Annotated in this window: 23 protein-coding genes; 13 read left to right on the top strand and 10 right to left on the bottom strand. The window is 72.0% G+C overall.

The genetic code is table 11. The features are described 5' to 3' along the window. The first annotated feature begins 24 nt into the window (after nucleotides 1–24). Nucleotides 25–1,020 (top strand): glucose-6-phosphate dehydrogenase (coenzyme-F420), encoded by a 996-nt coding sequence (gene fgd / locus AC0NH5_RS16105; RefSeq protein WP_474404304.1) that lies wholly within the window; start codon nucleotides 25–27, stop codon nucleotides 1,018–1,020. 1 nt (nucleotide 1,021) lies between these two features. Here the strand turns inward: fgd and AC0NH5_RS16100 are convergent, their stop codons facing one another. Continuing rightward, nucleotides 1,022–2,101, bottom strand: coding sequence for a glycosyltransferase family 2 protein (locus AC0NH5_RS16100; RefSeq protein WP_474404303.1), 1,080 nt, complete (start codon nucleotides 2,099–2,101; stop codon nucleotides 1,022–1,024). Nucleotides 2,102–2,306: 205 nt separating this feature from the next. Between AC0NH5_RS16100 and AC0NH5_RS16095 the strand changes: the two genes are divergently transcribed. The 4 genes from AC0NH5_RS16095 to AC0NH5_RS16080 all read left to right on the top strand — a co-directional run bounded on the left by AC0NH5_RS16095 (nucleotide 2,307) and on the right by AC0NH5_RS16080 (nucleotide 5,394). Then, on the top strand, nucleotides 2,307–2,996 hold the full coding sequence (locus tag AC0NH5_RS16095) for an HAD family hydrolase (RefSeq protein WP_474404301.1): 690 nt from the start codon (nucleotides 2,307–2,309) through the stop codon (nucleotides 2,994–2,996). A gap of 26 nt (nucleotides 2,997–3,022) precedes the next feature. Next, complete coding sequence (locus AC0NH5_RS16090; protein ID WP_474404299.1) at nucleotides 3,023–4,720, top strand: sodium:solute symporter family protein; 1,698 nt, start codon at nucleotides 3,023–3,025, stop codon at nucleotides 4,718–4,720. A gap of 13 nt (nucleotides 4,721–4,733) precedes the next feature. Next, nucleotides 4,734–5,048 carry a hypothetical protein gene (locus AC0NH5_RS16085; protein WP_474404297.1) on the top strand — a complete coding sequence of 105 codons (315 nt, stop codon included), beginning with the start codon at nucleotides 4,734–4,736 and terminating at the stop codon, nucleotides 5,046–5,048. Between the two features lie 97 nt (nucleotides 5,049–5,145). After that, a complete protein-coding gene (locus tag AC0NH5_RS16080; protein WP_474404295.1) occupies nucleotides 5,146–5,394 on the top strand; it encodes a hypothetical protein in 249 nt (82 codons plus the stop codon). A 3-nt stretch (nucleotides 5,395–5,397) separates the two neighbouring features. On the opposite strand, the gene AC0NH5_RS16075 is transcribed toward AC0NH5_RS16080, so the two are convergent. Next, nucleotides 5,398–6,492 carry a PQQ-dependent sugar dehydrogenase gene (locus AC0NH5_RS16075; RefSeq protein WP_474404294.1) on the bottom strand — a complete coding sequence of 365 codons (1,095 nt, stop codon included), beginning with the start codon at nucleotides 6,490–6,492 and terminating at the stop codon, nucleotides 5,398–5,400. Nucleotides 6,493–6,630: 138 nt separating this feature from the next. On the opposite strand from AC0NH5_RS16075, the gene AC0NH5_RS16070 reads away from it, so the two are divergent. Further along, a complete protein-coding gene (locus AC0NH5_RS16070) occupies nucleotides 6,631–8,142 on the top strand; it encodes an alpha/beta hydrolase (protein ID WP_474404292.1) in 1,512 nt (503 codons plus the stop codon). A gap of 108 nt (nucleotides 8,143–8,250) precedes the next feature. Further along, entirely contained in the window at nucleotides 8,251–10,044 is a 1,794-nt protein-coding gene (gene ggt, locus AC0NH5_RS16065) for a gamma-glutamyltransferase (protein ID WP_474404290.1), read from the top strand. A gap of 78 nt (nucleotides 10,045–10,122) precedes the next feature. Here ggt and AC0NH5_RS16060 read toward each other — a convergent pair whose 3' ends face one another. The 5 genes from AC0NH5_RS16060 to AC0NH5_RS16040 all read right to left on the bottom strand — a co-directional run bounded on the left by AC0NH5_RS16060 (nucleotide 10,123) and on the right by AC0NH5_RS16040 (nucleotide 16,738). Continuing rightward, nucleotides 10,123–12,432 carry a sensor histidine kinase gene (locus tag AC0NH5_RS16060; protein ID WP_474404288.1) on the bottom strand — a complete coding sequence of 770 codons (2,310 nt, stop codon included), beginning with the start codon at nucleotides 12,430–12,432 and terminating at the stop codon, nucleotides 10,123–10,125. 107 nt (nucleotides 12,433–12,539) lie between these two features. Further along, nucleotides 12,540–13,220 carry a tRNA (guanosine(46)-N7)-methyltransferase TrmB gene (gene trmB / locus AC0NH5_RS16055; protein WP_474404286.1) on the bottom strand — a complete coding sequence of 227 codons (681 nt, stop codon included), beginning with the start codon at nucleotides 13,218–13,220 and terminating at the stop codon, nucleotides 12,540–12,542. 309 nt (nucleotides 13,221–13,529) lie between these two features. Then, on the bottom strand, nucleotides 13,530–14,585 hold the full coding sequence (locus AC0NH5_RS16050; RefSeq protein ID WP_474404284.1) for a TolB family protein: 1,056 nt from the start codon (nucleotides 14,583–14,585) through the stop codon (nucleotides 13,530–13,532). A gap of 208 nt (nucleotides 14,586–14,793) precedes the next feature. Continuing rightward, the gene (locus tag AC0NH5_RS16045; protein ID WP_474404282.1) at nucleotides 14,794–15,711 is read right to left on the bottom strand and encodes a DMT family transporter; all 918 of its coding nucleotides are present in this window, start codon (nucleotides 15,709–15,711) and stop codon (nucleotides 14,794–14,796) included. 412 nt (nucleotides 15,712–16,123) lie between these two features. Then, a complete protein-coding gene (locus AC0NH5_RS16040) occupies nucleotides 16,124–16,738 on the bottom strand; it encodes a hypothetical protein (protein WP_474404449.1) in 615 nt (204 codons plus the stop codon). A 206-nt stretch (nucleotides 16,739–16,944) separates the two neighbouring features. On the opposite strand from AC0NH5_RS16040, the gene AC0NH5_RS16035 reads away from it, so the two are divergent. Both AC0NH5_RS16035 and AC0NH5_RS16030 read left to right on the top strand, forming a co-directional pair. Continuing rightward, nucleotides 16,945–17,628 carry a class I SAM-dependent methyltransferase gene (locus AC0NH5_RS16035; protein WP_474404280.1) on the top strand — a complete coding sequence of 228 codons (684 nt, stop codon included), beginning with the start codon at nucleotides 16,945–16,947 and terminating at the stop codon, nucleotides 17,626–17,628. Nucleotides 17,629–17,682: 54 nt separating this feature from the next. After that, a complete protein-coding gene (locus tag AC0NH5_RS16030) occupies nucleotides 17,683–18,426 on the top strand; it encodes an alpha/beta hydrolase (protein WP_474404278.1) in 744 nt (247 codons plus the stop codon). Here AC0NH5_RS16030 and AC0NH5_RS16025 read toward each other — a convergent pair. After that, entirely contained in the window at nucleotides 18,423–19,328 is a 906-nt protein-coding gene (locus tag AC0NH5_RS16025; protein WP_474404276.1) for a proteasome assembly chaperone family protein, read from the bottom strand. The two genes, AC0NH5_RS16030 and AC0NH5_RS16025, sit on opposite strands and share 4 nt — an antisense overlap. A 149-nt stretch (nucleotides 19,329–19,477) precedes the next feature. Here AC0NH5_RS16025 and AC0NH5_RS16020 point away from each other — a divergent pair, with 149 nt between their 5' ends. The 4 genes from AC0NH5_RS16020 to AC0NH5_RS16005 are packed head-to-tail and all read left to right on the top strand — an operon-like array spanning nucleotide 19,478 to nucleotide 22,632. After that, complete coding sequence (locus AC0NH5_RS16020) at nucleotides 19,478–20,146, top strand: EcsC family protein (protein WP_474404274.1); 669 nt, start codon at nucleotides 19,478–19,480, stop codon at nucleotides 20,144–20,146. Between the two features lie 32 nt (nucleotides 20,147–20,178). After that, a complete protein-coding gene (locus AC0NH5_RS16015; protein ID WP_474404273.1) occupies nucleotides 20,179–20,763 on the top strand; it encodes a fibronectin type III domain-containing protein in 585 nt (194 codons plus the stop codon). 34 nt (nucleotides 20,764–20,797) lie between these two features. Continuing rightward, nucleotides 20,798–22,372, top strand: coding sequence for a Na+/H+ antiporter (locus AC0NH5_RS16010; RefSeq protein WP_474404271.1), 1,575 nt, complete (start codon nucleotides 20,798–20,800; stop codon nucleotides 22,370–22,372). After that, on the top strand, nucleotides 22,369–22,632 hold the full coding sequence (locus AC0NH5_RS16005; RefSeq protein WP_474404269.1) for a UBP-type zinc finger domain-containing protein: 264 nt from the start codon (nucleotides 22,369–22,371) through the stop codon (nucleotides 22,630–22,632). The genes AC0NH5_RS16010 and AC0NH5_RS16005 overlap by 4 nt, the downstream gene beginning before the upstream one ends. Here the strand turns inward: AC0NH5_RS16005 and AC0NH5_RS16000 are convergent. Together AC0NH5_RS16000 and AC0NH5_RS15995 are read right to left on the bottom strand one after the other, a co-directional pair. After that, nucleotides 22,624–24,096, bottom strand: a complete 1,473-nt coding sequence (locus tag AC0NH5_RS16000; protein WP_474404266.1) for a cation:proton antiporter domain-containing protein — start codon at nucleotides 24,094–24,096, stop codon at nucleotides 22,624–22,626. The genes AC0NH5_RS16005 and AC0NH5_RS16000 overlap by 9 nt on opposite strands. Before the next feature lie 9 nt (nucleotides 24,097–24,105). Further along, entirely contained in the window at nucleotides 24,106–24,333 is a 228-nt protein-coding gene (locus AC0NH5_RS15995; protein WP_474404265.1) for a cation:proton antiporter regulatory subunit, read from the bottom strand. Between the last annotated feature and the right edge of the window lie 12 nt (nucleotides 24,334–24,345).

Here is a 24,345-nt window from a genome sequence, read left to right as displayed (position 1 = left end):
GCGCCGCGGGCTAGGGTGGGTTTCATGATTCGGTTCGGGTACAAGGCGTCGGCGGAGCAGTTCGCGCCGGCTGAACTGCTCAGGTACGGGGTCCTCGCCGAAGAGCTGGGCTTCGACTCGGTCTTCGTCAGCGACCACCTCCAGCCGTGGCGGCACGACGGCGGGCACGCTCCGGCCGCGCTGCCGTGGCTGGGTGCGCTCGCCGCGCGTACCGAACGCGTGTTGATCGGCACGAGCGTGCTCACGCCGACGTTCCGTTACCACCCCGCGGTGGTCGCGCAGGCGTTCGCCACGCTCGGCTGCCTCGCGCCGGGCCGCGCCGTCCTCGGCGTCGGCTCCGGCGAGTCCCTCAACGAGGTCCCGCTCGGCGCCGAGTGGCCGGACGGCAAGGAGCGGTTCGCCCGGCTCAAGGAGGCCGTGCTGCTGATCAAGCAGTTGTGGGCCGAGGACCGGGTCACCCACGAGGGGCAGTTCTACCGCACCGCGAACGCCACCATCTATGACAAGCCGGAGACCCCGGTGCCGATCTACATCGGCGCCTCCGGCCCGGCCGCGACCCGGCTCGCCGGGCGGATCGCCGACGGCTTCATCACCACCAGCGGCAAGGGCCACGCGCTCTACACCGACACGCTGCTCCCGGCGGTCACCGAGGGCGCCGAGAAGGCCGGCCGCAAGGTCGACGATCTGGACCTGCTGATCGAGGTCAAGGTCTCGTTCGACGACGACCTGGAGCGGGCCCGCAACGACACCCACTACTGGGGTGCGCTGGCCCTGTCGCCGGAGGAGAAGACCGGCGTCGAGGACCCGGTGGAGATGCAGCGGCTCGCCGATGCCCTCTCGGTCGAACGGACCGCGACCCGGTGGATCGTCTCGTCGGACCCGGAGGAGCACGTCGCCAAGGTCGCCGAGTACCTCGACATGGGCTTCAAGCACCTGGTCTTCCACGCGCCCGGGCCGGACCAGGAGCGGTTCCTGCGGCTCTACTCGTCGGAGATCCTGCCGCGCCTGCGGGCCCGCTGAGTCAGACCGACCGCAGATGGCCGCGGTCGCCGTCGGCGCCGCGGCCCTCACCGTTGATGACCCGCAGGTTCGGCCGGTCCTGAGCGCGGCGGCGCACCGCTTCGGCCTCGACCCGGCTGTCCCGCCAGCGCCGCCGGGTGAACGCGTCGCCGTGCGGGGCACTGCCGCCGGCACGGCGGTCGAGGGCCGGGAAGTCGGCACGCCGGCGGTCGCCGTTGCGGCGTTCGCCCCGGCGGCGGTCGACGATCTGCGGGCTGCCCGGCAGGGGTCCGGCGTTCTGGCGATCGCGCGCGGCCGGGACGCGGGGCTGGTTCGGGGCCGGCCAGGTCCGGGCCGGGTTGCCGGGATACCGGTTCGGCGGCTGCGGGTCGTTGATCAGCGGATCGGCCGGCTCGGGGGTGGCGCCGGTCATCACGACGATGCTCTCCCCGGCGCTCTCGCCGGCCGGCAGGCGGCGGTCGCGGTACTCGGCGACGAGCGCCCGGACGGCCGGGAGCAAAGTCGGTGCGGTCCGGTCGAGGGCCGGGCGGGACGCGGTGGCGAGCTCGGTCACGCGCAGGCCGGCGCGGGTGGCCCGCACGGTCAGCAGCGCGCCGCACTCCGGGCCGTCCCCGCGGGCGGGCTCGGAGCCGGCGACCCGGGGGAGTCCCTGCCGGACGGCGGTGTCCCGCCAGAACGCGCGATAGCCGGAGCCGGGGTCGGTCACCCGGCAGCCGAACAGCACGCCCATCACCCAGAGCAGGATCAGGTCGGCGAAGCGGGCCCGGGCGGTGAGATAACGCGAGCCGTGGACGACGTCGGCGCCGGCCCGCAGGGCCGTGACGAACCGGGGCAGGTCGGCCGGGTCGCAGGAGCCGTCCATCGTCACCACGACGTCGCCACCGGCGGCGGCGGTCCCGCAGGCGACGGCGTTGCCGTGCCCGGCCCGGGTCTGCTTGATCACCCGGGCGGATCGGGGGAGCTCCAGACCGGTGTCCTCGTCGGGGCCGACGACGACGATCACCTCGTGCACCGGCGGCAGGGCGCCGATCATCAGGGGCAGGGCGGCCGTGGTGGCTCCGGCGGGGATCACCACGCTCACGGAGGGTGAGGTGGGGCGGCTGCCAGGTGCTGTTCGTCGCGTCGTCGGAACTGGCATCTGGAGCGGCTCCCGGGTTCGGATTCGGTGCACTGCCGAAGCTACCGGGCGGCAACCGTACGACAACCGGCCGGACGGTCGAGGGTGATCATCTATGCGGACCGAACCGTGGTCACTGTGCGTACAAGCCCAGACCGGTCCGAGTAGGGTGATCGATGTGAAAAGCGGACTGCGAGACGATGTGGCCGGGATCAAGGCGGTCGTCTTCGACCTGGACGGCGTGATCATCGACACCGAGGAGGTCTGGGAGGAGGTCCGCCGGGGCTACGTGGCCGAGTTCGGCCGCGAGTTCCTCCCCGACACCCAGGACCGGATGATGGGCATGAGCACCGGCGAGTGGTCCGCGCACCTGGCCGACGAGGTGGGTGTGCCGCGCACCGCCGAGCAGGTGGCCGCCGACGTGCTGGGCCGGATGGCCGAGCGGTACAGGCAGGCGCTGCCGCTGATCCCCGGCTCGGTCGGGACGGTCCGCGCGCTCGGCGCCCGTTACCGGCTGGCGCTGGCCAGTTCCTCGGCCCGGGTCCTGATCGATCAGGTGCTGGAGACCGCCGGCCTGACCGGTGAGTTCGAGGTGACCCTCTCCACCGAAGAGGTGCCGCGGGGCAAGCCGGCGCCGGACGTCTATCTGACCGCGGTCGAGCGGCTCGGCCTCACACCGGCCGACTGCGCCGCGATCGAGGACTCCAGCAACGGCCTGCGCTCGGCCGGCGCGGCCGGGCTCACCGTGATCGCGGTGCCGCACGGCGTCTACCCGCCCGCCCCGGACGCGCTCGAACAGGCGAAACTCGTGGTCGACAGCATCACGGAGGTGACTCCGGAGGCGATCGCCGCCTGGTAAGGACCGCCAAGTGTGAACGATCTTCAATGCGGGTATCCGCCGTCCGACTTTTTCTCGGAGGTGGGCCTGTGGACGGACTTCGACTCGACGTCGGCCTCGTCGATTATCTGATTCTGGCGATCTATTTCTTCACCGTGCTGGGCGTCGGCTTCGCCGCCCGCCGGGCCATCAGGAGCAGTTCGGACTTTTTTCTGTCCGGTCGCTCGATGCCGGCCTGGGTCACCGGCCTGGCGTTCATCTCGGCCAACCTGGGAGCCCTGGAAATCATCGGGATGTCCGCCAACGGCGCCCAGTACGGGATGATGACCGCGCACTACTTCTGGATCGGCGCCGTCCCGGCGATGGTCTTCCTCGGCATCGTGATGATGCCGTTCTACTACGGCTCCAAGGTCCGCAGCGTCCCGGAGTTCCTGCGGCTGCGGTTCAACCGGCCGACCCACCTGTTCAACGCGGTCAGTTTCGCGGTGGCGCAGGTCCTGATCGCCGGCGTCAACCTGTACGCCCTGGCCCTGATCCTGCAGGCGCTGCTGGGCTGGCCGCTCTGGACGTCGATCGTGATCGGCGCCGCGATCGTGCTGATCTACATCACGCTCGGCGGCCTCTCCTCGGCGATCTACAACGAGGTGCTCCAGTTCTTCGTGATCCTGGCCGGCCTGATCCCGCTGACCATCATCGGCCTGGTCAAGGTCGGCGGCATCGACGGCCTGTTCGAGAAGGTCCGGCAGTCCCCGCTCGGTGAGCCCGGCCTGCACACCTGGGCGGACACCGGCGGCACCGACAACCCGCTCGGAGCCAGCTGGATCGGCATCGTGTTCGGCCTGGGTTTCGTGCTCTCCTTCGGGTACTGGACGACCAACTTCGCCGAGGTGCAGCGGGCCCTGAGCGCCAAGGACATGAACGCCGCCCGCCGTACCTCGATCATCGGCGCCTTCCCGAAGCTGCTGGTCCCGGCGATCACCGTGATTCCCGGCCTGATCGCCCTGGTGACCATCCAGGGTCTCGGCGCCGAGGAGGGCGACCTGATCTACAACAACGTGATCCCGCTGCTGATGCGCGACCTGCTGCCGAACGGCGTGCTCGGCGTCGCGGTCACCGGCCTGATCGCCGCCTTCATGGCCGGTATGGCAGCCAACGTCAGCGGCTTCAACACGGTCTTCACGTACGACATCTGGCAGACCTACATCCGTAAGGACCGCAGCGACGCCTATTACCTGAAGGTGGGCCGGATCGCCACGTTCGGCGGCATCGTCGTCGGCATCGGCACCGCGTTCATCGCGGCCGGCTTCGACAACATCATGAACTACATCCAGGCGCTGTTCTCGCTCTTCAACGCGCCACTGTTCGCCACCTTCATCGTCGGCATGTTCTGGAAGCGGATGTCGGCCTGGGCCGGTTTCTGGTCGCTGCTGCTCGGCTTCCTGGCCTCGCTGACGCTCTACATCCTGCACCTGACCGAGACGCTGCACTTCAACTCCGACCTGGAGGAGAGTTTCTGGGGCGCGGGCCTGGCCTTCGTCACCGCGGTCCTGGTGGCGCTGGCGGTCACCCCGTTCACGCCGGGCAAGAGCGACGACGAGCTGCGCGGCCTGGTGTACGGCCTGGGCGGCCCGACCACCTCCGGCGAGGTGATCATCACCGGCGAGAAGGTGTGGTGGCGCAACCCGGTCCTGCTCGGCACCATCGCGCTGGTGCTGGCCGTCGCCCTGTACATCCCGGTCTGGTGAGGAGGAGGTTCTCGTGAGCGACAAGGACCAGGAGAAGGTGGCGGCCAAGGCCCGGCTGTTCGACGTGCGCAGCGTGATCGGCGGCCTGTTCGTGCTCTACGGCCTGATCGTCACGGTGATCGGCCTGCTCGACGACCAGGCGCAGATCGACAAGGCACAGGGTGTCCGGATCAACCTGTGGATGGGTCTCGGCATGCTGGCGCTGGGGCTTCTCATGCTGCTCTGGCTGCGGCTCAACCCGCCGCCTCCGCCGCCGGTGAACGACGACGGCGACGAGCTTCCGCCGGATCAGCGCCCCGCGGCAGGCGACGATCGGCCGCGATCCTGAGGTCCGGATGGTCGCACCGGTGCGTCCGGGGTGCTGATTCGTAGCGCAGCACCCCGGAACCTTCAAGACCGGCTCCCCGCCGACCGATTACCGGGGCATGAATCCCCTCGCATCAATCAGCAGCGTCGCCACCGGTGGCCGCCGGGACCCGGGGTGGCAGGTGCAACTCCGTGTCGACTACGTCGTCAACAAGGTCATGCAAACGCATCGTGGACAGACCGAGGAGGTCGTCAAGCAGGCGATCCAGGATCAGCTCCGCGTCTACGGGGTGGTGCCGAACAAGCGTCAGGTGGCCCAGTACGCCACCGCGATCTCGGCACTGCCCCAGCTGCCGCCGGTGTCGTAATCGTCATCGAGCGGGAAAGCGGAGGATCCGATCGTCGTCGTCGCGCGGGTCGCCGCGGCCGTCGCGGTTCGAGGTGGTCACCCACAGCGAGCCGTCCGGGGCCACGGCGACCGTGCGCAGCCGGCCGTACTCCCCGCTGAACCGCGCCTGGGCTGTTCCGCCGCCGAGCGGCACGGTCCACAGTCGTTCGCCGCGCAGCGCGGCCACGTAGAGAGTGTCTCCGGCGACCGCGGCACCGCTGGGTGACGCCTCGTCGGTGCTCCACTGGACGAGCGGCTCCGCGTACTCCGAGCCGCCCTCGCGACCCTCCGCCTCGGGCCAGCCGTAGTTCTTGCCGGCCTCGATCATGTTCACCTCGTCCCACCGGTTCTGCCCGAACTCGATGCCGTACATCCGTCCCTGCTCGTCCCAGGCCAGGCCCTGCACGTTGCGGTGCCCGAGGCTGTAGACCGGTGAGCCGGGCCACGGGTTGCCCGGCGCCGGCTTCCCGTCCGGGGTGAGCCGCAGAATCTTGCCGCTCGGATCGTCCCGGTCCTGCGACCGCGCCTCGTCGCCGGCGTCACCGGTCCCGACGTAGAGCATCTTGTCCGGCCCGAACGCGATCCGGCCGCCGTTGTGGTTGCCGGCCTTGGCGATGCCGTCGAAGATCACTTCCGGGGCGCCACCGCCGTCGAGCTCGAACCGCACGATCCGGTTGTCGTCGGCCGCGGTGAAGTAGGCGTACACCTGGTCACCGTCGACCGCCAGGCCGAGCAGGCCGCCCTCCCCGCCCGCGTCCACGCCGGGCACCTGATACACCTCACGCGGCTGCGACCCAGGGGTGACCTGGAGGATCCGGCCGCTGTCGCGTTCGGCCACCAGCGCGCTGCCGTCCGGCCGGAAGGCGAGACCCCACGGCACGTCGAGCCCGGTCGCGACGATCTCCGGCGCGGAGAGGTCCGGTGTCCCGGTGGTGGCCGGCGCCGCCTCGCTCGCCGACGGGCGGACGGAGGCCGGGGGGACCGGCGGCACGGTCGGCGGCGCGGCGGCGCCGTTGTCGGAACAGGCCGCGAGCAGGGCGACACTCGTCGCCGCCGCGGCCAAGCGGGTGAAGGTCATCTCTTAACCGTGCCACGTTCGGCTGGGAACAACCTGGCTCGTCTGCGGTAAATGTAGCTGTTCGCCTGATTCGTTCGCGGGGCTCGGCCCAAGATGGTGCCGCGTGGCGCGGCGTCCGCGCAGGGCGGAGAAGGGATCTTGCGAGCTTTGGATTTGCCGGCCCTGCGACGGCCGCTCACGGCCGCGATCCTCACCCTCACGACCCTGTTGTCGTACGGGCCACAGCCGGCCGTCGCGGACCGGGGCGTCGGCGTCCCGCCGCGGATCCGTTTCGACAGCGCCGCGACGATCGACTGGGAGCCCTGCCCCGAGGACGACGCCGTCCAGTGCGGAACCATGCGGGTGCCGGCCGACTGGACGACGCCGTACGGCACGAAGATCGACATCGCGCTGGCCCGCCGCCCGGCCACCGACCCGGCGCACCGGCTCGGCGTCCTGATGGTCAACCCCGGCGGGCCGGGCGCCTCGGCGGTGACCATGGCGCTGGACGCGGAACTCTTCGGTGCCGACGTGAGCCGGCGCTTCGACATCGTGGGCATCGACCCGCGCGGGGTCGGCCGCAGCTCGCCGGTCCTCTGTGATCAAGCCCTGGTGGACGCGAAACCGTCGCCGCTGCCCGCCGACGAAGCCGAGTTCGCCGAGATCGCCGCGTTCAACCAGCGGCTCGCCGCGGACTGCTCGTCCCGCACCGGGCCGTCCTACCAGCACGCCGACACGATCAGCGTGGTCCGCGACATGGAGGCGGTCCGCGTCGCCCTCGGCGAGCCGCGGATCAACTTCTACGGCGCCTCGTACGGCACGCTGATGGGGCAGCTCTACGGCGAGTACTACCCGCATCGGATGCGCGCGCTGGTGCTGGACAGCGTGATGGACCACAGTGTCGGGGTCGGCGACTTCCTCGGCCAGGCCGCCGAGGCCGCACAGGACTCGTTCGACGAGTTCGTCGCCTGGTGCGCCCGCGACACCCGGTGCGTGCTGCGCGGCCGCGACGTCAAGGCGATCTGGGCGCGGCTGATGGACCGGGCCGAGGCCGGGACGCTGCTCGACCCGTACGACCCACCGAGCCGGTTGCGTGTCTGGGACCTGGTGACGGCGGCGTTCAGCGCCTTCTACGACCCGCAGTGGTACTCGTTCGCCCACTACCTGCGCGACGCGTACGAGCCGTCGCCCGCGGCCCGCCGGGCCCCCGTGCCGCTCGACCTGACCCCGTACAGCTTCCCGGCCGTGGTCTGTCAGGACTGGTCGCTGCCGGTCAGCGGGTTCGCCGACTACCGCCGACGGCTGCGGGACCTCGCCGGGCGCGCGCCGCAGATGCTGACCTCGTCGCTCGCCCTCACCGCCGTCGCCGGGTGCCTGGGCCGCGAGACGCGACCGGTCAACCCGCAGCGGGCCGTCCAGCCGGCCCGGGGACCGGTCCTGCTGGTCAACTCCCGGCACGACCCGGCCACCGCGTACACCTGGGCGCGGCAGGTGGCCCGGCAGCTCGGCCCGTCCGCCCGGCTGCTCACCTACGAAGGGTGGGGACACGTCGCGTACGGCAGCAGTGAATGCGTGAGCGGGGCGGTGGATCGTTATCTGATCGACCTGCGACTGCCGGCGCCGGCGGCGAGCTGCCCGGCGATCGAGCCGGAGCCGTACGGCATCGGCTGAGGCCCGCCGCCGGCGGAAACCGATGACATCGCGCCCTCCGGTTGTGCACCGCCTCGTCAACCGGTAGGCAGATGATTGACAACCGACTCTGTCCTACCTGGAGGGCGAATGCGGTTCCTGCCCGCGCTGACAGCGCTGTCACTGACCACCCTGGGGATCGCGGTCGCGTCCCCACCCGCCGCCGCGGGCGGGAGCACAGCCCTCGGGCCGACCGCCACCGGTTACGGCGGCGCGGTCGCCACCGTCGACGCCACCGCCACCGCGGTCGGCCTGGACGTGCTGCGGCGCGGCGGCAACGCGGTCGACGCCGCCATCGCAGCCGCCGCCACGCTCGGCGTGACCGAGCCGTTCTCGGCCGGCATCGGCGGCGGCGGCTTCTTCGTCTACTACGACGCGAAGCGCCGCTCCGTCTCGACCATCGACGGCCGCGAGACCGCTCCCGCCACGGCGACCGAGAGACTCTTCATCGATCCGGCCGACGGGCTGCCGTACGACTTCGCCGAGGCGCGCGTCTCCGGCCTCTCGGTCGGCGCCCCCGGCACGCTCGCCACCTGGGAGTCGGCCGCCCGCAAGTGGGGCACCCGGTCGCTGTCCACGCTGCTGCAGCCGGCCGCCGGGGTCGCCGACCGCGGGTTCACCGTCGACGCCACGTTCCGTCAGCAGGTGGCCGACAACGCCGCCGCGTTCGGCCAGTTCACCTCGAGCCGCGAGCTCTACCTGCCCGGCGGCGCGCCGCCCGCGGTCGGCTCCGTCCAGCGGAACCCGGACCTCGCCGACACCTACCGGCAGATCGCCCGGAAGGGCACCGGGGAGTTCTACCGCGGCGCCATCGCCGACGACCTGGTGGAGACGGTGCAGAACCCGCCGGTCGCCGACGACCCGACCGGCGCCTGGGCGTACCCCATCCGCCCCGGCGCGCTCACCAAGGCCGACCTGGCCCGTTACCGGCTGCGTCACCCGGACCCGATCCGGTCCGACTACCGCGGGCTGACCGTCTACGGCATGAACACGCCGTCCAGCGGCGGTGTCGCGGTCGCCGAGGCTCTCAACATCATCGAGAAGGGCCTGCCGAGGCCGGCCACCACCACCGACAAGCTGCACTACTACCTGGAAGCGTCGGCCCTGGCCTTCGCCGACCGGAATCGGTACGTCGGGGCGTACACCGAGAAGCCGGTCCTCCAAAAGTTGATCTCCGACCGCTGGGCCGCGCAGCGCGCCTGCACGATCGACCGCGACACGGCGCTCACCAAGCCGGTGCCGCCGGGTGACATCAACGCCCGCGGCTGCACCCCGGCGCCCGCCGGCGGTCCCACCGAGCAGGGGCAGAGCACGACCAACCTCACCGTCGCCGACCGGTGGGGCAACATCGTCGAGTACACGTTCACCATCGAGGCCACCGGCGGCAACACCATGGTGGTGCCGGGTCGCGGCTTCCTGCTCAACAACGAGCTGACCGACTTCAACTTCGCACCCACCCAGGGCACCGCGCCCGACCCCAACCTGCCCGGCCCCGGCAAGCGGCCGCGCAGCTCGATGTCCCCGACGATCGTGCTCGCCGACGGCAAGCCGTTCCTCGCCCTCGGCTCGCCCGGCGGCGCGACCATCATCACCACCGTCCTGCAGCTCCTGCTCAACCGCGTCGACCTGGGCATGACGCTGCCGCAGGCGATGGCGGCGCCCCGCGCCTCCCAGCGCAACACCGCCGGCATCCAGGCCGAACCCGCGTTCCGGGCGCAGTACGGTCCGGCGCTCACCGCGCTCGGCCACTCGTTCGCCACCGACGTCCCGGAGCTGGGCGCGGCGACCGCCATCGAGTTCACCCGGGGCGGCGGCTTCATCGCCTCCTCCGAGCCGTCCCGCCGCGGCGGCGGCGCTGCGGGGGTGGTCCGGCCCCGCCGCTGACGCTCCTGCTCCTGCCCGGCCCGTTCCCCGCTGTGGGAGCGGGCCGGTTCGTCACACCGTGACCGCGCCGGAGTCGTGTCAGCCGACTTCCAGGGGCAGGCGGATCAGCACCGTGGTCCCCGAGTCGCCGCCGGTCAACTCGATGCTGCCCTGGTGCTTCTCGACCACCGCGCGGCTCAGGGTCAGGCCGAGCCCGCTGCCCGGCAGCGTCCGGTCGTGCCCGCGAGCCGTCCGGTAAAGACCGGTGAACATCTGCTCCCGCTCGATGTGCGGCACGTCGCCGGCGGCGTCCGAGACGGCCAGTTCGGCGGCGCGGCCGGTGCTGCGCAGCGTCACCTCGACGTGCCCGCCGTCCGGGCTGTACCGGACTGCGCTGCCCAGCAGGTTCTCCACGATGTGCCGCAGCCGGTCGCGGTCACCCGGGACGATCAGCTCACCCGGCAGGTCCGCGTCGATCACCACCGGGGCGCCGTCGATCGCCGTGCGGGTCCGATCGACCACGTCGCGGACCACTGCGGCCAGGTCCATCGGGGTACGGCGTACGTCCGCGTGCCCGGCGTCCAGCGCGGAGAGCTCCAGCAGCTCGTTGATGATCTCCCGAAGCTGGTTGGTGTTCCGTTCGATCACCCGGATCAGCCGCGGGCCGTCCCGCACCAGCGTCGGTTCGTCGGCCTCGCGCAGCAACTCGGTGTACGCGCTGATCGACGTCAACGGGGTGCGCAACTCGTGCCCGATCAGCGCCAGATATTCGTTCTTGCTCCGGGTCAGCTGCCGCTGCAGGTCCTCGACCCGGCGACGCTCGACGAACTGCCCGAGGTGGGCGGCGATCCCGGACATCAGGGCGAGCAGCTCGTCCTCCGGATCCTCCACCGAGTCGGCGAACACGGTCAGCACGCCGATCGGGCCGGAGCCGTCGTGCACCGGGATGGCCAGCGCGGTGTGCAGCCGCTCGGCCGCGGTCTCCGGCGAGATCAGGCTCTGCGGGCGGCCGACGTCGCGGATCCACAACGGCTTGTCGACCTGCCAGGCCCGTCCGGCGAGGCCCTGCCCGTACGCCAGCTCCTCGGGCACCGGGATGCCGCCCGGCCAGCCCGGCGCACTCCAGCGCGCCGCCGCCCGGATCATGTCCTGGTCCACCATCCACAGCTCGGCGTGCACCCAGTCCAGCGTCGTGACCACGGCCTCGAGGACCCGCGGACCGGCCGCCTCGATGCAGGGCGCCTCGGCCAGCGCCGTGGTCACCGCCAGCTCGCAGCTGCGGAACCGTTCGGCCCGGCGCTGCCGGGTGACGTCCTGCACCGCCTGCACGGCGCCGACCACCCGGCCGTCCACCCCGCGGATCGGTTGCGCGTCCATCAGGAAGTACCGGGTGCGCCGGCTGAGCCCCTCCGCGGCAATCGGCTCGTCCCGCACACGTTCCCCGCGCAGTGCCCGGAACAGGCCCAGGTCTTCGCGGTCCATCGGCGCCCCGGCCGCGTCGGCGAGCCCGCGCACCTCGGCGATCGGATGCTCGCCCCAGAGCCGGCGCATCCGGTCGTTGGCGAACACCACCCGGCCGGCGGCGTCACAGGCGGCCACCCCGTCGTGCAGGCTGTCCAGCACCGCGTCGAGGAAGCGGTGCTGCTGCTCCAGCTCGTACCGGGCCAGCTGTTCACCGATCAGCAGCGTGGCCACCTCGGCCGCCTCCGCCACCGCGGTGATCTGCTCCGCGGTCCACTCCCGCGGCCGGTGGTCGTACGCGCAGCACACGCCGAGCACCATCCCGAGCCGGTCGTGCACCGGATGCCCCAGATAGGCGCCGCCCTCGGTGCGCAGGACGCCGTCGGGGACCCGGTCGTCGCGCCGGACGTCGCCGATCACCACCGTGTCGCCGGTGCGCACCACCAGGCCGCCGAGCGATTTCTCCAACCCGGTCTCGGCGACCACCTGCCAGTCGGCGGAGATGCCCCAACTGCCGTAGAGCCGCAGCCGGTCACCCTCGACGAACTGGATGCTGGCACTGGGCACCCGGGCGGCGCGGGCCATCAGGGCGGCCAGCTGGTCCGCCGAGCCGCTGGTCAGTACGCCGCGGTGCAGACCCGGCCCGTCGGCCGTCGCCTCGGCGAGCGCGTCCCGCAGCGCTTGCGAGTGGTGCCCGCCCCGCGCCCCCGCCGGCCTGTCCGCCCGCTCGCTCCCGTTGGGAGACGCCGGCTCGCTCCCGGTGGCGGACGCCGGCCCGGTGCCGGTCGCGTTCGCCGGCTCGCTCCCGATCGCGCGCGCCGGTGTGCCCGGGTGCTCCTCGACGGCCGTCCCCCCGTGCGGCGCGGCCGGGCGTGCGGGTGCCGCGGCTTCCGCCGCAGGCGCCCGGTCGGGCCGCCCGGCGCCGACGCCGGGGTCCTCTCGCCGCATGGCCTTGACCTCCACACCTCAGGGTAGAGGCGCGAAAGGGCTAAAAGCGGCAAATTGCCGGACCGTGACCGCGCACAGGGCCCGATCTCCGTGATCGCACGAAGCGGTCAGCCTCGCGCGTACCGCAGATCCGTGATCGGCCGGCCCGCCGCCGCGCCGCGCCGTTCGAACTTGGTCTCGGGCCGATCGTGCGGCGTCGCCGGCAGGCGCGTCAGCCCCGGATCCGCGTCCAGCGTCTCCGCCATCGCCACCGCGTAGTCCGGCCAGTCCGTCGCGCAGTGCAGCACCCCGCCCGGGCGCAGGCGGTCCCGCAGCAGCGCGACGTTCGCCGGCTGGATCAGCCGCCGCTTGTGGTGCCGCGCCTTCGGCCACGGATCGGGGAAGAAGACGTGCACGGCGTCCAGCGTGCCCGGTGCGATCCGGTGCACCAGCTGCATCGCGTCGCCGTGCGCCACCCGAACGTTGGTCAGGCCCAGCTCACCGACCACAGCCAGCAGGTTGCCGATGCCGGGTGTGTGCACCTCGACCCCGAGAAAATTCCGGCCCGGATCTGCCGCGGCCATCGCCGCGGTCGCGTCGCCCATGCCGAAACCGATTTCGAGTACGACCGGAGCACGGCGCCCGAACAACTCGCCCAGGTCGAGACGGCTCCGATCGCCGTCGGTGACGGTCAGGCCGAACCGCGGCCACAGCGCCTCGTGCGCCTCGAAGTGGCGGGCGCTCATCCGGCCGCGTCGCGGATGGAACGTGCGAATGGGGCGATGTCCGGCAGTCTCGGTCTCACTCATGGCGGCCCCAACGATAGAGCCGCCCTCCACCCTGACGAAATCCACCGCCCCGCCCCGCCCCGCCCCGCCGCCGGCCGCACTGGCTCGCCGCCCCGCGCGGCCGCACTGCTCCGCCGCCCCGCCCGGCCGCACTGCCCTCGCCCGGCTGCACTACCCCGTCGCCTCGCCCACCGTCCGCCGGACCGCCCCGCCACCCACCGTCCGCCGGACCCGCCCGGCCGCGCCGCCCGGCTCAACGGCAACCGCTCGATCACATCCAGCCGGCTCCCAGCGCTGTCTCGCCCGAGACAGCGCTGGGAGCCGGCTGGGTCAGCGGGTGACGGGCTGGACGCTGGGCTGCGAGCCGGAGCGGAACGGAGTGCGGGCCCCGTCGGCCAGCCCGACCACGGTGACCCACGAGCCGCCCGCGTTGTGGCTGGTGACCACGGCCCGGCTCGCGTCGACGTAGGAGAGCTCCCGGTCCAGCGCGCCACCGATGGTGCGCTTCGCCCCGGTCACGGTGTCGTACTCGACCAGGTGCACCGGCTTGCTCTCGGCCGCGGTCTCACCCTCCTGGTACGCCGTGAACGCCAGTTTCGCCCCGTCCGAACGCCAGCTCGGCACCACCGCGAAACCGCTGTTCTGGACGCCACCTCCGCCGTACGCCGCGACGGTCTTCTCCGCGCCGGAGGCGATCGTCCCGATGCTCAGGCAGGCGTCGTAGATCGACTCGCAGTCCCCGCCGCGGAAGGCCAGCCGGGTGCCGTCCGGTGACCACGCCACCGCGTCGTCCACCCGCAGCCGGTCGTTCAGTGACGTCGACCCGCTCCGCGCGCTGACCGCTGTCTCGGCGGGCAGGGGTTCCGTGCGGCAGTCCCGCGGGAAGAGCACCTGCGGCGCGGCGGTCGTGGACGTCGCCGAGATCCGGTACACCCCGGGCCCGCCCGAGCAGGAGAGCGACCCGAACGCGAGCCACTTCCCGTCCGGTGACCAGGACGGCCCGGCCGCCGTGCGGGTGGTGAGCCGCCGTCGGCTGGTGCCGTCCGCCTTCATGGTCCACAACTGGCCGGACTTGAGGAAGGCGAGTTGCTGCCCGTTCGGCGACCACTGCGGCCGGGCGTGACCGCCGCCGGTGGTCAGGCGCTTCTCGGCGGCGCCCCGGCTGACGTAGATGTCGCCGCCCCGGACGTACGCCACCATGCTCGGCAGCGTGACCGCCGCCGTCCCGGCAGCCGTCCCCGCCGTCCCGGCGACCGTCCCCGCCGTCTCGGCAACCGTCGTCCCGGCGAGCGCCGTTCCGGCCGCCTGCGCCGCCCCCGGCTGAACGACCGAGCCGGCCAGACCCACCGCCGCCGCCAGCGTGACCCATCCCGCGATCTTCTTCATGGCCGAACGCCCCCCGAGGTTCTGCCTGTGCCTTCCACCGGGGTAATCGTCGCAACCGGCCCGCACCTAAGAAGTTCCCGCGCCGATACCCAGAAAAATCCTGCCGTTCCGGTCACCGTCGCTCCTCCGTTTGTCGCCGGCCCGATCGGGCACGCACCTTCACGCCGGCTCGGCGGTCATCACGTGCGTGCCCGAGCCCGCCGGGAACTCAGCCAGGCCTGTCCTCGGTTCGCAGGTACAGGCTTGCCACGGCGCCCAGCAGCAACGCCCCGCCGGCGATCGTGGCGCCGCCCAGTGGTTCGCCGATCAGGAGGACGGCGAGCAGCGCGGCGGTCAGCGGTTCCAGCAAGGTCACGACGACGGCGACGCTGCCGGAGGTGCGGCGCAGGCCGGAGTAGAACAGCGCATAGGCCAGCGCCGTGGTGACGGCCCCGGCGTAGATCAGCAGGGCGACCGGCGCCGGCTCCGGGCTGAAGGTCAGACCCTCCACCGCGGCGATCGGCGCCAGGCCGGCGGCGCCGATCACGCAGGACAGGGTGGTCAGGGTCAACGGGGGTACGCCCTGGGCAGTGTGCCTGCTGATCGCAGTGGACGCCGCATAGACGACTCCGGACGCGACCGCCGCGAGCAGGCCCCACCCGGCGGTGGCCGCGCCGGGCTCGACGGTGGCGCCGCCGATCAGCCCGAGCCCGAGGATTGCCGCGGCCGAGGCGGCGAGCGTGGCAGCGCTCGGGCGCTGCCGGCTGCGCAGCGTCTCCCAGGCACTCAGCAGCACCGGCGCCAGGCCGAGGCTGACCACCGTGGCGACGCTGACGCCGCCCAGCCGGACGGCGACGAAGTACAGCGCCTGGTAGGTCGCCAGGCCGGCACCGGCGGCGGCGGTGGCCGCCGGTGCCGCCCGGAACGCCGCCAGGATCCGCCGCCGGGCCGGGAAGCCGATGGCGAGGAGCACCACGGCGGCGACGGCGAGCCGGTAGAAGCCGATGGCCAAAGCGCCCAGTCCGGTGCGTTCGGCGACCACCTGGACGACGACGCCGGTGGTGCCCCAGAGGATCCCGGCGATGGACAGGTGCAGAAGGCTCAGCCGGATGCCGGCCGAGGTGTGACGAGAGACGGAAGTTGACACGCGCGCTCCGCGGAGAAAAGTGAGTCGGTCAGGGCCGGCGCCGGGAGCGCAGCGCGACGTCACCGACCGAGCGTTGGCCGATCGGGTCACCGACCGGGCCCGGCCCGATCGGCGCGGCAGGCGCTCCCGTCAGGAGCGCGGCGGCGGCAGAACGCCGGGAAACGGACTCACGCCAGGCAGCCTAGCCGTTCAGCGGCAGACGTCGGCCCCCGGCGCCACGAACAGCGCCGGGGGCCGACGATTGCCCCGCGAAGGAGCCGGCTCTCAAGCCGCCGGGATCGCGGCGGCGGGCGGCGGGTTGTCGGGCCGCCGTGATCGCAGCGGCTGCCGCCGGGTTGTCGGGCCGCCGTGATCGCAGCGGCTGCCGCCGGGTTGTCAGGCCGCCGCGATCGTGGTGGCTGCCGCTGGGTTGTCAGGCCGCAGAGGTCGCGGTGGCGGCCCACATCGCGGTGAAGGCGGCCGCCTCGCCGGCCAGCCAGCTTTCGACGTCGCCCGGCTTGGCTGCCGGGTCGATGCGGTGGGTGACGCCGCGCCGCAGGTCGACCAGGACCGGCTCGGCGTTGGGCAGGATCTGGTCCATGTGGCGGGCCATCAGGTGCAGCATCGCGGTGGTGATCTCCGCGCTCGGCGGCTCCTCGTCGAAGTGCAGCCGGACGGCCTCCCGGCGCCCGTCGGCGAAGCGCAGGCCGAAGTGCGGGTTGATCTTCACGGCGAGCGGGCCGACGGTGGCGATGGCGTCCCGGGTCTGCGCGAGGCTGACCTGCTCCGGGTCACCGAGGGAGGCCAGATAGGTGCGGGCGCCGGCGCGCAGCGACTCGTAGAGCGGCTTCCACCGGTCCTTCACCAGGTCGGTCACGCCACGGAGGTAGCTGCCGCCGGTGCGGAAGGCGATGTCCGCCTTCAACGCCTTGACCAGCTGGCCGTGCGGGTTGAACCCGCTGCGCCGCTCCCGCTGGCGGCGGAGACCGCCGACGAACGTCGCCTTGGCGGGGCCGGTGCGAGACACGTACCGCGTGAAGCCGAGCATGGTCGCATAGGGAGGGATCACGGGCACGGGGTTGGTCGAGATCGTGGACAGGCTGGACGTGGTCACGTCGGTCTCCTCACTCGCGCTGCGCATGCTCCCGCACTCGATCAAGGGCTGAAGATCCGCAGCTCAGGGCCCCTCTTTCGTACATACATACTAATCGACGGGTACGACATTCCCAACCGCCCGATGCCACACTGGGCGGCATGACGGAGGAGCTCGGAACACGGATCGCGGCGGTGCGCCGGCGGCTCGCGCAGGACGGTCCGGTGTGGACCCGCGGCCCGGAGCTGGACTTCGAGACGGTCACCCTGCCGGAGCGCGACTGCGATCTGCTCCGGGACCTCCTGATCGCCGAGGGCGCCACGACGGTCGTGGAGATCGGCCTCGCCTACGGCAGCTCGGCACTGGCGATCGGCGAGGCACTGGCCACGAAGAAGAGGGCTGGGGAGAAGGGCGCACGGCACATCGTGATCGACCCCTTCCAGCAGGAGGCCTACCACAACGTCGGCTGGGACGCCCTGCGCGAGGCCGGCCTGGAGGGGATCACCACGCTCCGCACCGAGCCGTCCTCACTCGCCCTGCCGAAGCTGATCGCCGAGGGGTTGCGGGCCGACGCCGCGTTCGTCGACGGCAGCCACCGCTTCCACGAGGTCTTCGTCGACTTCTACTTCCTCCGCAAGATCGTTCGGCCGGGCGGCCTCATCGTGCTCGACGACTACGCCGCGCCCTCGGTGCGCACCGCAGTGCACTACTACGAGCGGAACCTCGGCTGGACGCCGATCCCCGGTGCCGGGCAGCGCTGCCGGGCGGTGCGGCTTCCGGATCCGCCGTTCGAGCCGGCGTTCGAGGACTTCAAGCAGTTCAACGGGGAGGGGTTCCACGCCTAGGGACGGCGCCGGACCGGCCGGCGTGACGCCGCTGCCATCGCCCAGACTGGCGGGATGGCCCTGATCCGTTGTGACTTCGACTCCGAGGCGCTGGAGCTGAGCACCTCGATGACGGTGCTGCTGCCGCAGGGCGACGCCGCGGACCCGCCACCGGTGCTCTACCTGTTGCACGGTCTCACCGACGACCACACCGGCTGGACCCGCTTCACCTCGGTGGAGCGCTATGCGGAGGAGCACGGACTGGCCGTGGTCATGCCGCAGGTGCACCGCAGTTTCTACGCCAACGAGGCGTACGGCATGCGGTTCTGGGACTTCCTCTCGGCGGAGCTGCCGGAGAAGGTCAGCCGGTTCTTCCGGGTGTCGACGCGGCGCGAGGACACGTTCGTCGCCGGGTTGTCGATGGGCGGTTACGGCGCGATCAAGTGGGCGCTGCGGGAGCCGGAGCGGTTCGCAGCCGCCGCGACGCTGTCCGGTGCGCTCGATCTCGCGTACATCCAGGAACATGATCAGAGGCCGCACATGCGCGCCCTGGTGGCCCGGGTCTTCGCCGACCGGCACGTCGCCGGCGGCGACGAGGATCTGATGCACCTGATCCGGGTCGCCGACCGGCCGGCGCTGCCGCGGCTGACGCTGCGCTGCGGTACCGAGGATCACCTGCTGGCGCAGAACCGCCGGTTCGTCCAGGCCTGCGCGACGGCCGGCGTCGAGCTCGACGCCGGCTTCGGCCCGGGCGGTCACACCTGGGACTACTGGGACGCCCAGCTCCCCGGCGTGCTGGAGAAGATGATCAGGGGCTAGCCGTCGTCCCGGCTCTGCTCGGCGAGGAAGCGCTCCAGCTCGGCGCCGAGCTCCTCGGCGGTCGGCAGCGGCGTGTCCGAGTCGGCCAGCAGGTTGCCCTGCCGCCCGCGGACGAACGCGTCGTACTGCGCCTCCAGCGAGGTGACCAGCCGGCCGGCCTGCTCGTCGTCGGCGATCTGCTTGTCGACCTCCTCGCGGACCAGCTTGCCCGCCTCGCGCAGCCCGCCGGTCGGCAGGGCCAGGCCGGTGCTGGTGGAGACCGAGTCGAGCAGCACCTCGGCGGCGGCCGGATAGCCGGTCTGGGCCAGATAGTGCGGGACGTGCGCCGCGTACCCGAGGGCGTCGTGGCCGGAGTTGCCGAGCCGGAACTCCAGGAGGTTGCCGACGCTGGCCGGCACCTGCACCCGCTGCAGCCAGGACTCGTGGTCGCCGAGCAGGCGCTTGTCGGTGGCGTGCGCGGTGACGCCGACCGGGCGGGTGTGCGGCACGGCCATCGGGATGGCGTTGAGGCCGACGGTGACCCGGACGCCGAGCCGGTCGATCAGCTCGGTGACGGCCTTGATGAACCGCTCCCACTGCAGGTCCGGCTCGGGACCGGCGAGCAGCAGGAACTGGGCGCCGAGCTGGTCGGTGACCAGGTGCAGGGCGAGGCTGGGCTCCTCGTAGCTCTCGAAGTGGTCGGCCACGAAGATCATCGGCGGACGCCGCGAGCGGTAGTCGAGGAGCTGGTCCAGGTCGAAGGTCGCGACGACTTCGCTCTCCAGGTGCTCCAGCAGGTTCTCCCGGGCCAGCTGGATCGCGCTGCCCGCGTCGACGAAGCCGGTGAGTGCCTGGACGAGCACCGGGCCGTCCAGGTCGGGCAGGTCGCCGGCCACCTCGTAGAGCCCGTGTGGGTCGAGCACTCTGCGGTCCTCCTATTAGCGATGCCCGCGTCCGCGGGTTCTTCTGCCAACCATGCACCGGCGCCGTTCATTCCGGCCAGTACCCCACTGATGATCGACTACGTGCGCCCACCGGTCACACTGGGATGCAGACCCCCTTGGAGTGATCTGTGACGCATCCCATCACCACCGCGGACGACACCACGACCCCTCCCGGCACGCTGTGGGCCCGGATGAAGGCCGACCCGCAGTACGCCCCTGAGCACCTCGCCCTGGAAGCGGTCCGCCGGATCGGCCCGGAAGCGGCCGCCTGGGCCGAGCGCACCCGGGCCGAGCGCCCCGACCTGGACCCCGACGAACTGGCGATCCTCGCCGTCAAACGCTTCACCACGCTGGCCAAGGTGTCGGGGGCGGTGTCCGGTGCGGCCGGCCTGCCCGGCGCGGTGCTCGACGTCGGCGTGCTCGCCTGGACGCAGGCCCGGATGATCCTGCACATCGCCGCCGCGTACGGCGCCGACCCGGCCGCCCCGGAACGCGCCACCGACCTGCTGATCCTGCAGCGCGTGCACCGGGTCGCCGAGACCGCCCGGATCGCGCTGGGCGTCGCGGCCGGCCGGGAACGCGCCGGGCGCCTGTTCACCGGGGCGTCGCAGCGCCCACTGGCCCGGGTGATGGTCTCGCTCGGTGTGCGGCTGGCACAGATGGCCGGCGTCCGCGCGGCCCGCAAGGTGTTCGCCAAGATGATTCCCGGCGCCGGCATGATCCTCGGTTACTGGGTCAACTCGTCGGCCACCAGGGACCTCGCCGACCGCGCCCGGATCCGCTTCCGAAAGGGCTAAGCATCGTCGGGCCCGGCCCGAACGTGACTGACGTGCTGGGATATCGGAAGGCCATCGTCATCGCGTTGCCGCTGCTGCTCGCGGGCTGCGGCGCCGGGTCCTCCTCCGGCGGGGCGGCCGAGGAGGACGCCGCGCGCGGCGGCGCCGACTGGATCATGGTGGATGAGGGCAAGGCCACACCGTCGCCCACCGTCAAGCGCGGCACCGCCTCGCCGACCCCGGCGGAGGCCCTGCCCACGTTCCCCGCCGGGTCCAGGCCGCCGGCCGCGACGCCCGGCCCGACGTGCACCCCGGTGCAGAGCATGGCCGGGATCGAGGGCCTCGCCGTCGTGCCGGGCAGCACCACCGCCGTGGTCACCTGGTATCACCCCGGCGGTGGCAACATCATCGACTACCGGGTGACCGCCATGAGCCAGGACCTCGAGGTGGGCGCTCAGCGGGAGGTCGGCTGGACGCGGGCCGCCCCGGCGAAGTGCGGTGAGGTGAGCGCCACAGTCACCGGGCTGGAGCCCGGCACCCCCTACGTCTTCTCGGTCGACGTTGTGAAGACCCGCGCGGGCGTGGACGGCACCATCACCGCGACGATTGCCCGCTCAGAGGTGGTAAGCACCACGTAGGGGAAGACGTAGACGACTCTCTAAGCTTCCCGGCATGGAGAGCATCGACGACACTGTCGTCCTCGTGGCGATCTCGGTCGTCGGCGCGGCACTGGCCCGCCGGCTGGGCTTCGTGGCGCCCCTGGTTCTGCTCGTCGCCGGGCTCGCCCTGTCCTATGTCCCCGGCTTCCCGCAGGCGCACCTCGAGCCGGAACTGGTGCTGATCGGGATCCTGCCGCCGCTGCTCTACGTGGCCGCGCTGCAGACCTCGGTGCCCGCGTTCCGCCTCGCGCTTCGGCCGATCCTGCTGCTCGCGGTCGGTCTGGTGGTGCTGACCGCGCTGGTGATCGGGTACGCCGTACACCTGCTTCTGCCCGAAGTTCCGCTCGCGGCGTGCGTGGCGCTCGGCGCGATCGTCGCGCCGCCGGACGCGGTCTCCGCCACCGCGATCGCCCGCCGGGTCGGCCTGCCGCGCCGCGTCGTCACGATCCTCGAGGGCGAGAGCCTGCTGAACGACGCCACCGCGCTGGTCATGGTCCGGGTGGCAGTGGCCGCGCTGTCCGGCGCCGCGATCGGGTTCTGGGAGATCACCCTGGACGTGCTGGAGACGGCCGGCGGTGGCCTGGTGATCGGCCTGGTCTTCGCAGTCGTGGCGGCCCGGCTGCACAAGAAGATCGAGGACCCGCTGCTGGACGACGCGGTGTCGCTGCTCACCCCGTTCGTGGTGGTGATCGTCGCGGAGAGCCTGCACATGTCCGGCATCGTGGCCGTCGTGATCGCCGGGCTCTATCTGGGTCACCGGATCCCCTACCTGCTCTCGGCCACCTCCCGACTGCAGATGGACGCGGTCTGGCGACTGATCGTCTTCCTGCTCGAGGGTGTCGTCTTCCTGCTGGTCGGCCTGCAGCTGCGGGCGGTGGTCGGCGCCATCGAGACGGATCTCCGGACCACCGTGCTGATCACCGGCACCGTCTTCGTCCTGCTGGTGGGCATCCGGTTCGCCTGGATGTACCCGGCGACCTATCTGGCCAGGCTCGTCCCGCGGATCCGCAACCGGGAGGCCCGGCCGCCGGCGACGGTGCCGACCGTGGTGGCCTGGGCCGGCATGCGCGGCGTGGTGACGCTCGCGGCGGCGCAGACCCTGCCGATGCCGGGTGCCGACGGCGTCCCGATCTATCCTCGTGACCTGTTCGTCTTCGTGGCGTTCGCTATCATCGTGCTCACCCTGCTGGTGCAGGGGACCACGCTTCCGGTTCTCGCGAAGAAACTGGACGTCCGGGAGGACACCACCACCGAGGACGCGCTGGCCGAGGCCGGGGTGCAGCACTCCGCGGGCCAGGCCGCTCTCGAGGCGCTGGAGGAGCACGCCGGCGACGCGCCGCCCGAGGTGGTGGACCGGCTGCGGGCGCGGGTGGCGAACCGGTCGAACAACGCCTGGGAACGTCTGGGCAGCCAGACGCGGGAGACCCCGTCGGCGGCGTACGGGCGGTTGCGACGCGAGATGATCAAGGCCGAACGGCACGTCTTCAAGATCGCCCGGAACGAGGGGCGGATCCCCGAGGAGGTGCTGGTCCGCGCCCAGCGTGAGCTAGACCTGGAAGAGTCCCAGCTGCAACGGAGTGAGCATTGAGCTGTGAGCACCTGAAAGAGGCCGGCGACCCGGCGCCGCGCGCGCCGTACGAGGGCGGCTGCCCGGAGTGCGTGCACGCCGGCTTCACCGACTGGGTGCACCTGCGGCGCTGTCTGACCTGTGGGTACGTCGGGTGCTGCGACTCCTCACCGCGGCGGCACATGTCGTACCACCACGACGAGACCGACCACCCGGTGATGCGCTCCTACGAGCCGGGTGAGTCGTGGCGCTGGTGCTTCCCGCACCAGGCGCTAGGCTGACCCGGCCGGCTCCCGCACCAGCACACCGTCGACGTAGCAGTACTGCCAGCCGTCGCCGTCCTGCAGCGATCGGATGATCGGGTGCTGGGTGTCCTGGAAGTGCGCGTCCGCGTGCCTGTTCACCGAGTCGTTGCAACAGCCCACCTCGCCGCAGCTGAGACACATCCGCAGCTGCACCCAGGTGTCGCCGGTCTCGACGCACTGCTCGCACACGTCGGTGTCGGTCTCGGTGATCTGGATCCGGTCCATGTGGGTGCAGGCCGTGCTGATCGTCTCCTCCCGCACGTACCGCCAGCGGTCGTGCAGCAGCCGGTCCGGCAGGATCCGGGCGAGCATCTGCGAGTTGGCCGCCAGGATCGGTGCCAGCACGGCCAGCACCAGCACGTAGAGGGCGATGAACGGGCCGATCCGCTCATCCAGCCCGGCGCCGAGCGCGAGGGTGGCCAGGATCAGCGAGAACTCGCCGCGGCCGAGCACGGTGAGGCCGACGTTCGCCGCGCCGCGCTGGTTGAGGCCGAACAGCCGGGCGGTGATCAGGCCGGCGGTGATGTTGGTGACCACCGTGATGCCGACCGCGATCAGCACCGGCACGGCCACCGAGCCGATCGCGCCGACGTCGATGCTCATCCCGAACGCCACGAAGAAGATCGCCGCGAAGACGTCCCGCAGCGGCAGCACCAGCCGTTCCGCCCGCTCCTTGACCGAGGTGCGGGCCACCACCAGGCCGATCATCAGGGCGCCGATCGCGTCCGAGACGCCGACCTCGGCGGAGAGCCCGGCGACCAGCACGACCAGGCCGACCATCAGGATCGCCAGCAGCTCGTCCTCGCGGCTGTCGATCACCTTGCCGACCAGCCGGGCGCCCCAGCGGGCCACCGCGAACAGCAGCGCGAGGTAGCCGAAGCTGATCCCGATGCGCAGCGCCAGCTCGCCGGCCGAGTCGGCGCCGGACAGGATCGGGGTGAGCAGCGCGAGGTAGAGCGCGAGGAACAGGTCCTCGATGACGATCACGCCGAGGATGACCGGGGTCTCCGCGTTGGCCAGCCGGCGCAACTCGATGAGAAGCTTGGTGGCGATCGCGGACGACGAGATGCCCACCGCGCCGGCGATCACGAACGCCTCTTCGGTGCCCCAGCCGAGCGCGAATCCCAGGCCCAGGCCGGCCCCGATGTTGATGCCGATGTAGGCGCCGGCCGCCGCGAACAGCCGCTTGCCGCTGCCCAGCACCTGCTGGACGGGGAATTCGACACCGAGGTGGAACAGCAGCAGCACCAGCCCGAGCAGGGCCAGCATGTCCAGGTCCTCGGGGTGCTCGAAGAGCGTCGGGCCGGGCGTGTACGGGCCGAGCAGGATGCCGGCGAGCATGAAGAACGGCACGGTCGGCAGGCGGAAGCGCCGGCCGAGGCGGGCCAGCAGCCCGGCGATGAGGATCAGAGCGCCCAGGCCGACCAGATTGGCGTGCATCGGCGGTTCCTAGTCGACGAAATAGGTGCCGGACAGCACCGCGCCGACCTTACGCGCCTGCTCCTCGGTGAGCTCCAGGACCGCGTCCGGCTCGTCCCCGCTGTCCTCGAAGACGTAGAGATGTCGCTTTCCGTCCCGCGACACCACGACGGACACCCGCTGCCCACCGCTGCCGAGCCCGATGTCATAGCGCGTGCCGACGCCGGGCAGCTCCTGGATGTGTACGCCTTTGCCCATGCCCGGGGATCC

The sequence above is a fragment of the Actinoplanes sp. 13 genome (assembly GCF_056134165.1).
Note: the sequence above shows the minus strand (reverse complement) of the source record. Positions and strands in the feature narration are given on the sequence as shown.